This window comes from Cognatishimia sp. F0-27 (assembly GCF_020667845.1).
Classification (GTDB): Bacteria; Pseudomonadota; Alphaproteobacteria; order Rhodobacterales; family Rhodobacteraceae; genus JAFMPQ01.
Window position 1 is genome coordinate 79,686 of record NZ_JAFMPQ010000021.1, and the last position, 14,696, is coordinate 94,381.

At 66.1% G+C, this 14,696-nt stretch carries 14 protein-coding genes; 13 read left to right on the forward strand and 1 reads right to left on the reverse strand.

All coding sequences use genetic code 11. The features are described from left to right. Positions 1 to 4: 4 nt before the first annotated feature. Positions 5 to 1,006, reverse strand: coding sequence for a nicotinate-nucleotide--dimethylbenzimidazole phosphoribosyltransferase (gene cobT, locus J1C49_RS12645; RefSeq protein WP_227446193.1), 1,002 nt, complete (start codon positions 1,004 to 1,006; stop codon positions 5 to 7). A 145-nt stretch (positions 1,007 to 1,151) separates the two neighbouring features. Here cobT and alr point away from each other — a divergent pair, with 145 nt between their 5' ends. The 13 genes from alr (at position 1,152) to J1C49_RS12710 (ending at position 13,683) form a co-directional block, all read left to right on the forward strand. Beyond that, positions 1,152 to 2,186, forward strand: a complete 1,035-nt coding sequence (gene alr / locus J1C49_RS12650; protein ID WP_227446194.1) for an alanine racemase — start codon at positions 1,152 to 1,154, stop codon at positions 2,184 to 2,186. Further along, a complete protein-coding gene (locus J1C49_RS12655) occupies positions 2,183 to 2,965 on the forward strand; it encodes an ABC transporter permease (protein WP_227446195.1) in 783 nt (260 codons plus the stop codon). The genes alr and J1C49_RS12655 overlap by 4 nt, the downstream gene beginning before the upstream one ends. Positions 2,966 to 3,092: 127 nt before the next feature. Then, a complete protein-coding gene (locus J1C49_RS12660; protein ID WP_227446196.1) occupies positions 3,093 to 3,839 on the forward strand; it encodes an ATP-binding cassette domain-containing protein in 747 nt (248 codons plus the stop codon). Continuing rightward, complete coding sequence (locus J1C49_RS12665) at positions 3,836 to 4,219, forward strand: hypothetical protein (RefSeq protein ID WP_227446197.1); 384 nt, start codon at positions 3,836 to 3,838, stop codon at positions 4,217 to 4,219. Before J1C49_RS12660 ends, J1C49_RS12665 begins: the two co-directional genes overlap by 4 nt. Before the next feature lie 133 nt (positions 4,220 to 4,352). Further along, complete coding sequence (locus J1C49_RS12670; RefSeq protein ID WP_227446198.1) at positions 4,353 to 5,231, forward strand: DNA repair protein; 879 nt, start codon at positions 4,353 to 4,355, stop codon at positions 5,229 to 5,231. A 169-nt stretch (positions 5,232 to 5,400) separates the two neighbouring features. Then, the gene (radA, locus tag J1C49_RS12675) at positions 5,401 to 6,765 is read left to right on the forward strand and encodes a DNA repair protein RadA (RefSeq protein ID WP_227446199.1); all 1,365 of its coding nucleotides are present in this window, start codon (positions 5,401 to 5,403) and stop codon (positions 6,763 to 6,765) included. A 49-nt stretch (positions 6,766 to 6,814) separates the two neighbouring features. Next, positions 6,815 to 7,390, forward strand: coding sequence for a CvpA family protein (locus J1C49_RS12680; protein ID WP_227446200.1), 576 nt, complete (start codon positions 6,815 to 6,817; stop codon positions 7,388 to 7,390). A 460-nt stretch (positions 7,391 to 7,850) separates the two neighbouring features. Then, positions 7,851 to 9,347 (forward strand): amidophosphoribosyltransferase, encoded by a 1,497-nt coding sequence (purF, locus tag J1C49_RS12685; protein WP_227446210.1) that lies wholly within the window; start codon positions 7,851 to 7,853, stop codon positions 9,345 to 9,347. Continuing rightward, entirely contained in the window at positions 9,348 to 10,004 is a 657-nt protein-coding gene (locus tag J1C49_RS12690) for a hypothetical protein (protein ID WP_227446201.1), read from the forward strand. A gap of 81 nt (positions 10,005 to 10,085) precedes the next feature. Continuing rightward, a complete protein-coding gene (locus J1C49_RS12695; RefSeq protein ID WP_227446202.1) occupies positions 10,086 to 10,742 on the forward strand; it encodes an SDR family oxidoreductase in 657 nt (218 codons plus the stop codon). Between the two features lie 186 nt (positions 10,743 to 10,928). Further along, entirely contained in the window at positions 10,929 to 11,714 is a 786-nt protein-coding gene (gene surE, locus J1C49_RS12700) for a 5'/3'-nucleotidase SurE (RefSeq protein ID WP_227446203.1), read from the forward strand. A gap of 10 nt (positions 11,715 to 11,724) precedes the next feature. Next, positions 11,725 to 12,366 carry a protein-L-isoaspartate(D-aspartate) O-methyltransferase gene (locus J1C49_RS12705; protein WP_227446204.1) on the forward strand — a complete coding sequence of 214 codons (642 nt, stop codon included), beginning with the start codon at positions 11,725 to 11,727 and terminating at the stop codon, positions 12,364 to 12,366. A 117-nt stretch (positions 12,367 to 12,483) separates the two neighbouring features. Continuing rightward, a complete protein-coding gene (locus tag J1C49_RS12710) occupies positions 12,484 to 13,683 on the forward strand; it encodes a LysM peptidoglycan-binding domain-containing M23 family metallopeptidase (protein ID WP_227446205.1) in 1,200 nt (399 codons plus the stop codon). Positions 13,684 to 14,696: the final 1,013 nt, after the last annotated feature.

The following is a 14,696-nucleotide window of genomic DNA, read 5'->3' on the forward strand; positions in this document are numbered from 1 at the left end:
GCGGTCAATCCCGGTCCGAGACGCCGGCTTCTTCGAACGACGCCATTTCGTTGAGCATGGCCGCCGCCGATTTCACGATCGGCCAGGCCAGCGCGGCCCCGGTGCCCTCGCCCAGCCCGAGCCGCAGGTCGAGCAACGGATCGGCGCCCAACGCCGAAAGCACAAGCCGGTGTCCGGGCTCTATCGACAAGGTGCAAAACACCATCGCGTCGCGCGCAGCCGGGTCGATCCGGGCCGCCGCCAAAGCCGCGCTCGACGCGATGAACCCGTCGACCAGCACAAGCTTGCGGGCGTGCACCGCCCCCAGCATCGCGCCCGTCATCATGGCGATCTCGAACCCGCCGAATTCGCGCAGAACCTCCTCGGGCGTCAGCGCCCCCGTGACCCGCGCATTCGCTTTTTCGAGCACCGCGACCTTGCGCAGGAACCCTTCGTCGTCAAGCCCGGTACCGCGCCCGACAAGATCCTTGAGCGGTGTGCGGGTGAGGTGATGCGCCACCATGGAGGCCGACGAGGTGTTGCCGATCCCCATTTCCCCAAAGGCAACCGCGGGCCACGGCCCCTCGCCGCCAATCTCGCGCCCGATCGACAAGGCTTCCGCCGTCTGGTCCGCCGTCATCGCCGGCTGCGTCAGGAAAGAGGCCGTGCCCTCACCCAGCGATTTCTCGATCACGCCGGGATTGCCGAACGGGCCACCCCGCACCCCGGCATTGACCACGTCGAGATCCAGACCGTTGACCCGCGCAAAGACATTTGCCGCCGCGCCGCCCGCGGCGAAGTTGAGCACCATCTGACGCGTGACATCGGACGGATACGCCGACACACCCTCCTCCGCGATGCCATGATCGGCGGCAAAGATCACGAGACGGCAGGTTTCCATCACCGGATCGAGCCGCCCCTGCAGGCGCGCGATCTTGGCCGCGATCGCTTCGATCCGGCCCAGCGCGCCGCGCGGCTTGGTCTTGGTATCGATCTTGCGGGCCAGCGCGGCATCGAAATCGGTCACGGGTCTGAGCTCCTTGCGGGATCACCGGTCATTGCGCCATGCCTAGCGCCGCTCGCCCCGCCCGGCAAGGCGGGCTTGGGTGCATTGGCGCCCACGCGCGGGATTTTTGGCTTGACGGTCGCGGCAAGCCTGCCAAAACCGCGCCATGGCACAAGCATTGCTCGATATTGATCTTTCCGCCCTCGTGGCAAACTGGCGCGCGCTGGCCGCGATGGCCCGGGCCGAGGCCGGTGCGGTGGTCAAGGCGGATGCCTACGGGCTGGGTGTTGTCCCGGTCAGCAAAGCCCTCGCGGAAGCCGGTGCGCGGCGGTTCTTCGTTGCCTTGGCCGAGGAAGGCGCCGCCTTGCGGACCGCTCTTGGCGACGGGATCGAGATCAACGTCTTCTCCGGCCATATGGAGGGGGACGCGGCCCTGATCCGCGACGCGGCCTTGACGCCGATGATCAATTCCGCCGAGCAATGGGCGCGGCATCGCGCGGCCCTGCCCCACCATCCGTTCGGCATCCAGCTTGACAGCGGCATGAACCGGCTCGGGATCGAACCCGCGGACTGGGCCGCCTTGCGCGACGCGGCGCTGGCCGCCGGCCCTGCGCTTGTGATGAGCCACCTCGCCTGCGCCGATGAACCGGATCACGCCATGAACGCCACCCAGCTCAGCGCCTTTCGCGCCATGACGGACGGGATCGACGCGCCGCGCTCGCTGGCGGCCACGGGCGGCACGCTGCTTGGCGAGGACTACCATTTCGACGTGATCCGCCCCGGTATCGGTGTCTATGGCGGGGCGCCCTATGCGCAGGCGCGCGCGGTGGTCGCCCTGCACGTGCCGGTGATCCAGACCCGCACCGTGCTGCCCGGAGAGACCGTCGGCTACGGCAACACCTGGCGCGCCGAGCGCCCCACCAGGGTGGCCACGATCAGCGCGGGCTATGCCGACGGGCTGATCCGCGCGATGGGGCCGCAGGCCTCTTTCCGGAGCGACGACACGCCGTGCAAGGTGTTGGGACGGATCTCGATGGACCTGATCGGCGTGGATGTCTCCGACTGCGCGGAGCCACCCCAACAGCTCACGCTTCTGGACAGCCGTCAGGGTGTCGACCGTCTGGCCGACTGGGCCGGCACCATCGGCTATGAAATCCTCACATCGCTCGGCGCGCGCTACGACCGGCGCTACCACGGATGAGCCTGCTGGCGCCCCTTGGCATCCTGGGTCGGTTCGTGCTTCAGGTGCTGGCCGCGACGGGCCGGGTGAGCCTGTTTGCGTTCAGCGCGGTCGGGCACATGCTGCGCCCGCCCTTTTATGCCCGCGAATTCGGCATCGCGCTGCTGAATGTCGGGTGGCTGTCGCTGCCCGTGGTCGGGCTGACGGCGCTTTTCACCGGCGGCGCGCTGGCCCTTCAGATCTACTCGGGCGGGGCGCGGTTCAACGCGGAGGCCGTGGTGCCGCAGATCGTGGCCATCGGCATGGTGCGCGAGCTTGGACCGGTGCTTGTTGGGCTGATGATTGCCGCGCGCGTCACCTCCTCCATCGCGGCCGAGATCGCGACCATGAAGGTCACCGAACAGATCGACGCGCTCGTGACGCTGTCGACGGATCCGATGAAATACCTCGTTGCACCGCGCGTGCTCGCGGCGTTGATCGTGGTGCCTGGGCTGGTGGCCATCGGCGACGTGATCGGCATTTTCGGCGGCTACATGGTGGCCACCGGGTCGCTCGGCTTCAACCAGGCCGCGTATCTTGCCAATACGGTGAATTTTCTCGAAGCCCGCGACATCGTTTCCTCGCTGGTCAAGGGCTGTGCCTTTGGCGGGATCGCGGCGCTGATGGGATGCTATTTCGGGATGCACTCGGGCCGCGGGGCGCAAGGTGTGGGCCGCGCGACCAAGGGATCCGTCGAGGCCGCCGCCGTGCTGATCCTTGCCGCCAATTTCCTGCTGACGGGGGTGTTTTTCTCGTTGTGACCCGGCTGCGTTCTTTGTTCCATGGCGTCCCCTTCGGGCGAACTGCAGATGGCGACCGCCCTGCCTGCCATCTTCGCAGGGTCGGGCTTGGCTGCCCGATTGGCCCGGTGACCGAGGGAGGGTGTCCGTGATCACGCTCGACAAGGTCTGCAAGCGTTTTGACGACAATGCGGTGTTGCGCGGGGTCGATCTGACCATTGCCAAGGGCAGCTCCATGGTGATCATCGGTGGCTCCGGCACCGGCAAATCCGTGATGCTGAAATGCATCCTCGGGCTGGTCACGCCGGACAGCGGCACGATCACCGTTGACGGCGAGGACGTGACCCGCGCCGAGCGTGACGCGCTGCTTGCGCGGTTCGGAATGCTGTTTCAGGGCGGAGCTCTCTTCGACAGCCTGCCGGTCTGGCAGAACGTCGCCTTCCGCCTTTTGCGCGGCGCGCTGGCCCGCCCGCGCGATGAGGCCCGCGCCATCGCTATCGAGAAGCTGCGCCGGGTCGGGCTCAAGCCGGACGTGGCCGACCGCTTTCCCGCAGAGCTGTCCGGCGGGATGCAGAAACGGGTCGGGCTTGCCCGTGCGATTGCTGCCGAGCCCGAGATCATCTTCTTTGACGAACCGACCACCGGGCTCGACCCGATCATGGCCGGGGTCATCAACGACCTGATCCGCGAGATCGTGTCCGAAATGGGTGCGACCGCGCTGACCATTACCCATGACATGTCCTCCGTGCGCGCCATCGCCGATCACGTCGCCATGCTGCATGATGGTGTGATCCAGTGGACGGGGCCCGTCTCCGGAATGGATCAGAGCGGCGATCCGTATGTGACGCAATTCATTTCCGGCTCTGCCGTGGGTCCGATCGAGGCGGTGCGATGAGTTTCCTGCCCGAACCCGATCCGCTCTTGCTGGCGTTCTTCTTTTTCAAGAAGTTCGTGTATCTCGAACTGCTGGCGGTCCTGGCGCTGCTGCGCGTCGCAGCCGGCTACGGCTTGTCGCGCTGGATGGCGGGAGCCGCGCTGCTCATCGCGCTGCCGGCCATTGCCGTGACCTTTGCCCCGATGGCCGGCCTCACCGGACCCACCTATGCGAGCGGGGCGCGGATGATGGCCGCCGGGAGCGGGCTGCCCATTCTCGTGCTGCCCTCGGTGCTGATGTGTCTCAGCGCGCTTCTTCCGCTGCCGCGCTGGCGCTGGATCGACCTGGTTCATACCGTGCTTTTTGTCGCTCTGCTGGCGTTGACCTGGTGGTTTTCCTGACGCCGGGCACAGGATCGGGGCATTTGCGCACTATCCTTGCCAAGTGTGCCTAAAAATTGATTTTTTCTTTTCAGAAATTCGACATCTTGTCCTAACCTGATGGCCGCTCAAATAATCAGGATCGAGAGTGTCCATGGGAATCCCGATACGGTCGCTGTTCAGCTTGCTGGCGCGGACGATGCAACTGATCGCCTTGGCGGCACTCATCGTGCTGGCCTGCGGTCTGATGGCCTACACCATCGCCTGCCTGCTGGGCTACGCGACCTGGGTAGACATGCCACTGCGGTTTGGCGAGACCGTCTATCCCGATGCCGGCATCTGGGTTCAAAGCGGCTTGACGGCGCTGATCGTGGGCCTGTGTTTCTATTTGCCAGCCAATGCGCGCATCATGGCGCTCGAAAACTCGCATCGCCGGTTCCATATCGGGATGCAGGACGTGGCGCGCGCCTACGCGGTGGCGCATCAGTCGGATCGCCAGGGCGCGTTTCAATTGCGCGGCGAATTCGACTCCATCCGTGAAAGGCTGGCCTTTTTGCGCAATCATCCGGATCTGGCGGATCTGGAACCCTCCGTGCTCGAAATCGCCGCCCAGATGAGCCATGTCAGCCAGGAACTGGCACAGACTTATTCCGATCGTAACATGCAGCGGGCGCGGGATTTTCTGATTGCCCGGCAAGAGGAAATCGCCGATTTCAACACGCGGATCGAAACCGCCAAATCCATGGCGGTCGAAATCAAGCGGTGGGCGCGCGATGTCGAGATGGACGAGGCCGTGGCACAGGCGCAGCTCGACCGGTTGCGCGACGATCTCGCAGAGATCATGCCGGAACTCCTGCCGCGTATCGAGGCGGCAGAGCGCGACACGGCGCGGGACACGCGGGGCGACATGACACGCGACAAGGCGGCGTCACATGAAGGCGCCCAATCCGCCTCCCCGGATGCCCAGGACGCCCCGCAATCCGACAGCGCGGGCCGCAACATCACCCGGCTGCCGCCCCGCGCGGCGGAATAGTCCCGGCGCGCCGCAGATCGTGGCTGAGCGCGTTCCGACGCCGCCACCGTCTCCGGGCGCGGTGCCACAATTGCGCCCGCCCCGGCGCGCCTCAACGGTTGGGCATCCGCCCCATTGGCCTTCCCGCAGCGCTCCGGCATAAGGCATCTCCAACCAGTGCGGAGTCTTCATGGCCAAACCCTCCCTGACCTTTGTCTGCCAGTCCTGCGCGGCGCGCTATTCCAAGTGGTCCGGCCGCTGCGATGAATGCGGCGAATGGAACTCCATAGAAGAGGAAAAACCGCTCTCCTCCGGTCCCGGCAAGAAAAGCCTCGCCGCGCGCGGACGCACGGTGACGCTGTCGGACCTGTCCTCCAAGGAGGCGCCGCCGCCGCGCACCGCCTCGGCGCTGGGAGAGCTTGACCGCGTGCTGGGAGGCGGGCTGGTGCCGGCCTCGGCCGTGCTGGTCGGGGGCGATCCGGGTATCGGCAAATCCACGCTGCTGTTGCAGGCAGCCTCGGCCTTTGCCCGGGCCGGGCTCAAGGTGATCTACATCTCGGGAGAGGAAGCCTCGGCACAGGTGCGCCTGCGTGCCGCCCGGCTGGGGCTTGAACAGTCCCCGGTCAAGCTGGCCGCCGACACCAACCTGCGCGACATTCTCACAACGCTGGATGCGGAACGGCCCGACCTTGCCATTGTCGATTCGATCCAGACCATGTGGTCCGACACCGTGGACAGCGCGCCCGGATCGGTCAGCCAGGTCCGCGCCGCCGCCCATGAGCTGACCCGGCTCGCCAAGGAGCGCGGCTCCGCGGTGATCATGGTGGGCCACGTCACCAAGGACGGCCAGATCGCCGGCCCGCGCGTGGTCGAGCACATGGTCGATACCGTGCTGTATTTCGAAGGCGAACGCGGGCACCAGTTCCGTATCCTGCGCTCGGTCAAGAACCGCTTCGGGCCGGCAGACGAGATCGGCGTGTTCGAAATGACCGGCAGCGGCCTTTCGGAAGTCACCAACCCGTCGGCACTGTTCCTGTCGGAACGCGGGACACCCGCGCCCGGTTCGGTGGTGTTTTCCGGCATCGAAGGCACCCGCCCCGTGCTGGTGGAGTTTCAGGCGCTGGTCGCGCCCTCGCCGCATTCGCAGCCGCGCCGCTCCGTCGTCGGTTGGGACGGATCACGGCTCGCGATGATTCTGGCGGTGCTCGAATCGCGCTGCGGGATCCCCTTCGCGGGGCTCGATGTGTATCTCAACGTCGCCGGCGGAATGAAGATCTCCGAGCCGGCGGCCGATCTGGCGGTGGCGGCTGCGCTGCTTTCCGCCCGCGAAGATGTTGCATTACCGCCAGAGACGGTGGTTTTTGGCGAGATTTCCCTCTCTGGTGCGCTGCGCCCGGTCGGTCAGACCGAAAACCGGTTGAAAGAAGCGCGAAAACTTGGTTTCTCCACCGCGATCCTTGCGAAAGGCGGCAAGACGGGCAGCGGCGACGGGATGAGCCTGTCGAAGCTCGAAGACCTGACCGCTTTCGTGGGGGAACATTTCGGCGCGGGCTGATACTGAGCAGGCCCGATCCAATCGCGACAGGCAGGAAGGCAAAACACCCATGGAAGGCTTTACCATCATCGACGGTGCGGTCGCCGTGATCATCGTGCTTTCTGCGCTTCTGGCCTATTCACGCGGCTTGGTGCGCGAAACCATGGCGATTGCCGGCTGGGTCATTGCGGCCGTCGTGGCATTCATGTTTGCCGCGCAGGTCCAGCCGCTGGTCAAGGAACTGCCTGTTGTCGGGGAGTTTCTGGCCGATAGTTGCGAGCTGTCGGTGATCGCGGCCTTCGCGGCCGTGTTTACGCTTGCGCTCGTCATCACATCGCTGTTCACGCCGCTTTTTTCGTCGATCATCCAGCGCTCCGCACTGGGCGGGCTCGATCAGGCGCTTGGCTTCTTCTTTGGTGTCGCGCGCGGCATCCTTCTCGTTGCGGTGGCGTTCTTTGTCTATGAAACCGTGATCAGCGCGCAGGACATCCCGATGATCAACGATTCGCGGTCCGCGGAAGTGTTCTCGCGGTTCACCGGGCGCATCGAGGACCAGAACCCCGAACAGGCGCTTGGCTGGATCACCGCACAATACGAACAGCTCGTCGGGATCTGTGATGCGCCCTCCGCCGGAAGCGACGCCTGATCCAAGCCGCCCCTGTTATCGGTCTCCGCGTCGGTATCGGTCATGAAATCTGCATCGGGCGGTCTGATGGCCCCGGGCACAATGCATCGCATGTGCCGACGTTGGCATCAAAAAGCCCCTCTGCCAGAGCCGTTTAGCGGCACGGATCGCCGGGCGCGCAGCGCTGCGGGCCACGTGGTCTGAAAAGCCTGACATCTCCACGGCCCTTTCCCGCTCCCGCTCGATCATGCCGCGCGTCACACCCGCGCGCCGCCGTGCCTTCTGCGCGATGCGGCACCCCGCCATCTCCGTCATGCACCGCAATCAGACAAACCTCCGTCGCCTGCCTCACAAATTTGCGGCATTTCCTGCGATCCCCGGTCTGACGTGACCATTCGCGGCGTGACACTGCGCATCGTAACCCCTATAGGATGCCCATGATGGCCCTGCTCTCGAAAGACTGCCCATGACCGACCGTCTCATGCCCCCTTCGCATCCCTTTGATTTCGACGCGATCGACCCCGACGGGGACGGCGATACGTTGCACGAAGAATGCGGGATCTTTGGCGTGATCGGCGCGGCGGATGCCGCCAATTTCGTAGCGCTCGGTCTGCACGCGCTGCAACATCGCGGTCAGGAAGCCGGGGGCATCGTCGCCCATCATCCCGAGACCGGGTTCAATTCCGCGCGGCGCTTCGGCTATGTGCGTGACAACTTCACCAAGCAATCGCTGATGGAGACCCTGCCCGGCCCGCTCGCCATCGGGCATGTGCGCTACTCGACCGCCGGATCGAAAGGCCAGACCGCGATCCGCGACGTGCAGCCCTTCTTTGGCGAGTTTTCCATGGGTGGGGCCGCTATTGCGCATAACGGCAACATCACCAATGCCGACTCTCTGCGCCGCGAGTTGATCGAGCGCGGCTCGATTTTCCAGAGCTCGTCTGACAGCGAGTGCATCATTCACCTCATGGCCCGCTCGCTGCAACGCGACATCCCGGCCCGCATGGAAGACGCGCTGCGCCGCGTCGAGGGCGCGTTTTCCGTCGTCGCGATGACCCGCACCAAGCTGATCGGCGTGCGCGACCCGCTGGGCGTGCGGCCACTGGTGCTGGGAAAGCTGGGCGGCGAGGATCACGGCGGCTGGGTGCTGAGTTCGGAGACCTGCGCGCTGGACATCATCGGCGCGGAATATGTGCGCGAGATCGAACCCGGCGAAATGGTCGTGATCACCGCGGAGCATGGGGTCCAGAGCCATCACCCATTCCGCCCCGCGCGGCCCCGCTTCTGCATCTTCGAACACGTATATTTCTCGCGTCCCGACAGCATTATCGGTGGCCGCTCGGTCTATGAAACCCGGCGCCAGATCGGGGTCGAACTCGCCAAGGAGGCGCCGGTCGAGGCCGATCTTGTCTGCCCGGTGCCCGACAGCGGCACGCCCGCGGCGATCGGCTTCAGCCAGGAATCGGGCATCCCTTACGCGATGGGCATCGTGCGCAACCAATACATGGGCCGCACCTTCATCGAGCCGACCGAGCAGATCCGCAACATGGGTGTGCGGCTCAAGCTGAACGTCAACCGCGCCCTGATCGAGGGCAAGCGGGTCATTCTGGTGGACGACTCGGTGGTGCGCGGCACCACGTCGCGCAAGATCAAGGAAATGATCCTCGATGCCGGCGCCGCCGAAGTGCATTTCCGCATTGCGTCTCCCCCGACCGCCTGGCCCTGTTTTTACGGGGTGGACACGCCCAACCGCGAAAAGCTGCTGGCCGCGACCATGTCCGAGGACGAAATGCGCGATCACCTCGGCGTCGACTCGCTGCGTTTCATCTCTCTCGACGGGCTCTACCGGGCTGTCGGCGAAGCCAAGGGCCGCAACGCGACACAGCCGCAATATTGCGACGCCTGTTTCTCCGGTGAATACCCCGTCGTGCCCGCCGACATGATCGAAAAGGGTTTTCAGATGAAGGCCGCCGAGTAGATGCCCTGCGGTGGGCCGGGCGGCAACGGCCTGCGCCTCTTTGCCCGTGGCATGGCTCTGCTGCTCCTGTTCTGCGCGGGTCCGCTTTTCGCACAATCAGCCGACCGATTTGGCCAAAACTCGATCGTCCCGCTGTTCGACAACGAGGCCGAGTTTCGCCTGCCCCCCTGGGTGCGCTCCGCCGAAACGCTGGACCGCGACAGCAAGATTGCCCGCGGCGAGGGCGAAACCGCCAATGGCACCACGCGGGTTCTGCTGGAATTCATCCCCGCAGACCAGCGGTTCGAGACATGGACCCAGCTGTTTGCCATTTCAGCCGAGACCCCGCTCGAGGGCCCGGTGCGCGGCTATCGCGACGGCCAGATCTCGGTGTTCCGCGCCGCATGTCGCGGAGCCTTTTCCCAGATCGTCACGGACGACGAGGACCAACAGACCCTCGTTCTTGGCTGTCCGGCCTATCGCGACACGCCGGAGCGCGGCGAGATTTCCGTGATGACGCTGATCAAACGTGGCGACACATTGGTGAAGGTCTATTACCTTCGGCGCGGTCCGGCCTTTTCTGCCGATCGCTTTGCGACCGAAGGGCCGCTGTCGCTCCTGCAGATCCGCGACCTGATCGCCCGCGTCGAGGCCACGACGATCATGCCTGCGCGCTGATCCTCGCCACCCGGCGCGGCGACAGTCACATCGGCCCGCGGTGGAATTGACATTTCCGCCGCGGCGCGCCAATGGAGCGCCATGAACACTCCCATCGCCCTGATCACCGGCGCTTCTCGCGGCCTTGGCTTTGCCCTCGCCGAAGCGCTCGCCCCGGAATACCACGTTGTCGCCGTGGCCCGCACCGTTGGCGCGCTCGAAGAGCTGGATGACGCCATAAAGGCCAAGGGGGGAGAGGCCACGCTGGCTCCGATGGACGTCAGCGACGCCAAGGCCATGGCGCATCTGTGCCGCTCCGTGCATGACCGTTGGGGCGGGATCGACCTCTGGGCGCACACGGCCATCCACAGCGCGCAGCTCACCCCTGCCGCTCATATCGATGCCAAGGACTGGAAGAACTCCGTCCAGACCAATATCGCGGCCATGGGACACCTGATCCCTTATATCGCGCCGTTGTTGGGATCCGAGGGCACCGCACTGTTCTTTGACGACCCCAAGGGGGGCGAGAAATTCTACGGCCAGTATGGCCCGACCAAGACAGCCCAGATCGCGCTGGCCCGCACATGGGCCGCCGAGACGGAAAAGACCGGGCCGCGCGTGCGCATCCTCGCGCCGCGCCCCATGGCAACAGGGCTGCGCAACCGCTTTCATCCCGGCGAAAACCGCGATGCGCTGGCCCACCCGCGCGACGAAGCCCAAAGGCTTCTGGCCTTGCTCGATCCCGCGCGCGAAGCCTGAACCGGGATTGCACGGCGGTGAGCCCGCCCGCGACCGGGGCGACGCTCGCGCTTGGCCGGGCGGGTGTCCGGGCAAAAAGCGCTCAGGCAACCATCCCTCCCCGTCGCAGGGTGGCCAAGGCGCCGCCTGCGCTTGCCCCCGGAGGCCCGCTCCCCTATTGAGAACCAAACCGGAGCGGCGGAGCCCATGCGAATTCTGATCACCAATGATGACGGCATCAACGCGCCAGGACTGGCGGTTCTCGACGCCATTGCACACGAGATCGCCGGCCCGGATGGCGAGGTCTGGACGGTCGCGCCAGCGTTTGAACAATCCGGCGTTGCGCATTGCATCTCCTATACCCACCCCACCATGATCGCCCAGATGGGGCCGCGCCGTTTTGCCGCCGAAGGCAGCCCGGCGGATTGCGTTCTTGCGGGTGTCCACGACGTGATGGCCGATACGCTGCCCGATCTCGTTCTGTCCGGGGTAAACCGCGGCAACAACTCTGCGGAAAACACGGTGTATTCCGGCACGTTGGGCGGCGCGATGGAAGCCGCGCTTCAAGGCATCCCCGCCATTGCGCTGTCGCAGTATTACGGGCCGGACAACGCAACCGCCGAGGACCCGTTCGAGGCCGCGCTGGTGCATGGGGCCGATACGGTCCGGCGCATCCTGTCTGCCCCGACGCTGGACGAAACCCCGTACAAGCTCTTTTACAACGTGAACTTTCCGCCGGTGCCCGCGGCGGCGGTCAAGGGCGTGCGCGCATGCCCGCAAGGACGGCGGGAGGGCACGCGCTTCTCTGTCGAGCCGCACAATGCCCCATCCGGGCGGCGGTTCCTCTGGGTCCGCGGCGGGGATCAGCGCGCCCCGACCCAGGCCGGAACGGATGCCGCTCTCAACCTCGAAGGCTATATCTCGGTCACCCCCATGCGCGCCGACCTGACAGCCCATGACGCGCTTGACGCTCTGGGGCGCGCGTTTGCATGAGGCCCCAGCCATGAGCTTTGACGCAACTGCCAAGATGCAGTTCCTCTTTGCTCTGCGCTCCAAGGGCGTGACGGACAAGAGCGTGCTGAACGCGATGGAAAAGATCGACCGGGGCGCGTTTATCCAAGGTCTGTTTGCCGATCGCGCCTACGAAGACATGCCCTTGCCCATCGCCTGTGGCCAGACCATCTCGCAGCCCTCCGTTGTCGCGCTGATGACGCAGGCGTTGCGGATCTCGCCGCGCGACAAGGTGCTCGAAGTGGGCACCGGCTCAGGTTACCAGGCGGCGATCCTGAGCCAGCTGGCGCGGCGCGTCTATACCGTGGACCGCCACGCACGGCTTGTGCGCGAGGCCAAGGCGGTCTTCGAGGCGCTCGGACTGGTGAACATCACCGCCTTTACCGCCGATGGGTCGCATGGCTGGACCGAACAGGCGCCCTTTGACCGCATCATTGTGACCGCCGCGGCCGAAGATCCGCCGGGCCCGCTCTTGGCGCAATTGAAGATTGGCGGTATCATGGTGGTGCCGGTGGGCCAGTCGGATACGGTTCAGAGCCTGATCCGGGTGACCCGGCACGAGACTGGTTTTGAGTATGACGAGTTGCGGCCCGTGCGGTTTGTGCCGCTTCTCGAGGGGCTCGGGCGGGACTAAGCCCGCCGGACGCCCTGCAACGGACAGGACGCGGCCCGCACGTGGGTCGCATTTCGGCGGATCTCCGCCACGAGGCATGACGCCCCGGAACAAGGGGCGCATAGCGAGGACATGAGCATGGCGCGTGACGCAGTCAGACGACCCACGGCCCGGATGGCTTTCGGGATTACCTTCATCGCAGCCTTGGCCGCTTGCGAGGGGCCTGCGGATTTCGACCTGCGCGGCCGGATGGGCGGCAGCGTGGACACGTCCGCCGCCGCTACCGCGGCAATAGCCCCCCGTCCCCGGCCGGACGATCGGGGTGTGATCTCCTATCCGAATTACCAGGTCGCGATCGCACGGCGCGGCGACCGTCTGGCCGACGTGGCCGAGCGTGTCGGGCTCCCGGCCGCCGAGCTGGCCCGGTTCAACGGCATTCGCGTCGACGACGCGTTGCGGCGCGGCGAGGTCATCGCCCTGCCCCGCCGGGTCGCCGAACCCGGACCGGCCACAGGCGCGGCGACCGCAGGGCCGATCCGCCCCGCCGCCGATGTGGATGTCAGCACGCTCGCCGAGGCGGCGATCAACCGGGCCGATCCCACGCCGGCCGCGGCCGCCGCGCCGGTCCAGACCGGTGTGGAGCCGGTGCGTCACAAGGTCGAACGCGGCGAAACCGCTTTCACCATCGCGCGCCGCTTCGGGGTTTCTCCCCGCGCACTGGCGGACTGGAACGCGCTCGACAGCAATTATGCCCTGCGCGAAGGTCAGTTCCTGCTGATCCCGACCACCCGCGAGGAGCGCGGCACGCGCCAGCGCGAGGCGCAGGTGATCGAACCGGGCGAAGGCACGCCAACCCCGGTGCCGCCCTCCGCCGCCAAACCGTTGCCGCCGGTGGTCGAGACCCCCGAACCCGCGCAGGCCGCGGCCGCGCCGGAAACGCCACCGGAACCGGTGGCCGATATTGGCCAGTCGGAGGCCCGGCCCTCGGGGGCCGAGATGGTGATGCCGGTGCAGGGTTCGATCATCCGCGAATTCGCCCGCGGCCGCAGCGACGGTATCGCGATCGGCGCCACCGCTGGGCAACCGGTCAAGGCCGCCGCCTCCGGGTCCGTGGCGCATGTGGGCAAGAATGACGAAGGGGTGCAGTTCCTTCTGATCCGTCACCCGGATGACCTGATCACGGTCTACATGTTCGTGGACGAAGTTTCTGTCACAAAGGGGGACGCGGTGAGCCGTGGTCAGACCATTGCCCGCGTGAGTGCTGGCGATCCGTCCTTTGTGCAATTCGAAGTTCGGGACGGCTTTGATAGCGTCGATCCGATGCAGTATCTGCGCTGACGCCGCTTTGGCCAGTCCGCGCAGATCCAAGTGCCCCGCGCTTGTGTGATCCGATCAGCGCGGTCGAGGGTTGCAAGCGGCGCGGCCTCTCGCTGAGCCATTGCCAAGCCGGTTGTCATCAATCGGCCTGATGCCAGGCCGTCCGCAATGAAGCAGACCGATGGCCGGCCGTCTGCCACCGATCCACCTGTCAAAAAGCGGCACATCAAAGCGCCGCCGCTTGCCACACGGCCAGCCACCCTACGGTCCGTCACCCAGCCATCCGGCGCTACCCTCCGGGGGATGTGCCTGTGCCGGCATCCCTGTTGCCGGTTTTCAAGCATGCCTGTCTTGTGGCGCCGCGCGGGACATCCCGGCCAGGGCGCAGCGAACGGCCGGAATACTCCCGGCGCACGGAGCGCAGCTACGCAATCGGCACCGGCCTCCTCGCGCGCGTTACCGCGTGATCTCGACCTGAATACGTGCCTTGCGCCCGGCGGAAAGGGCGCCCCAATCATGTCGACAGACCGCATCCCCTTGATGCGCGCGCCGCTCCGCGCCCGTCAAACACGGCTCACACCGGGCTGGCCGGGCCCCGCCATGCGCAAGCACAACGGCCACAGGATCAGTCCAGCGGCACACCCTTGTGCCCGGCGAGGTCCATGAAATACTGCCACGCCACCCGTCCAACGCGCCCGTCAGGCACGGCTCACACCGGGCTGACAGGCCCGCCATGCGCAAGCACAACGGCCACAGAATCAGTCCAGCGGCACACCCTTGCGCCCGGCGAGGTCCATGAAATACTACCATGCCACCCGACCAGAGCGCCCGTCAGGCACGGCTCACACCGGGCTGACAGGCCCGCCATGCGCAAGCACAACGGCCACAGGATCAGTCCAGCGGCACACCCTTGTGCCCGGCGAGGTCCATGAAATACGACCACGCCACCCGTCCAACGCGCCCGTCAGGCATGGCTCACACCGGGCTGACAGGCCCGCCATGCGCAAGCACAACGGCCACAGGATCAGTCCAGC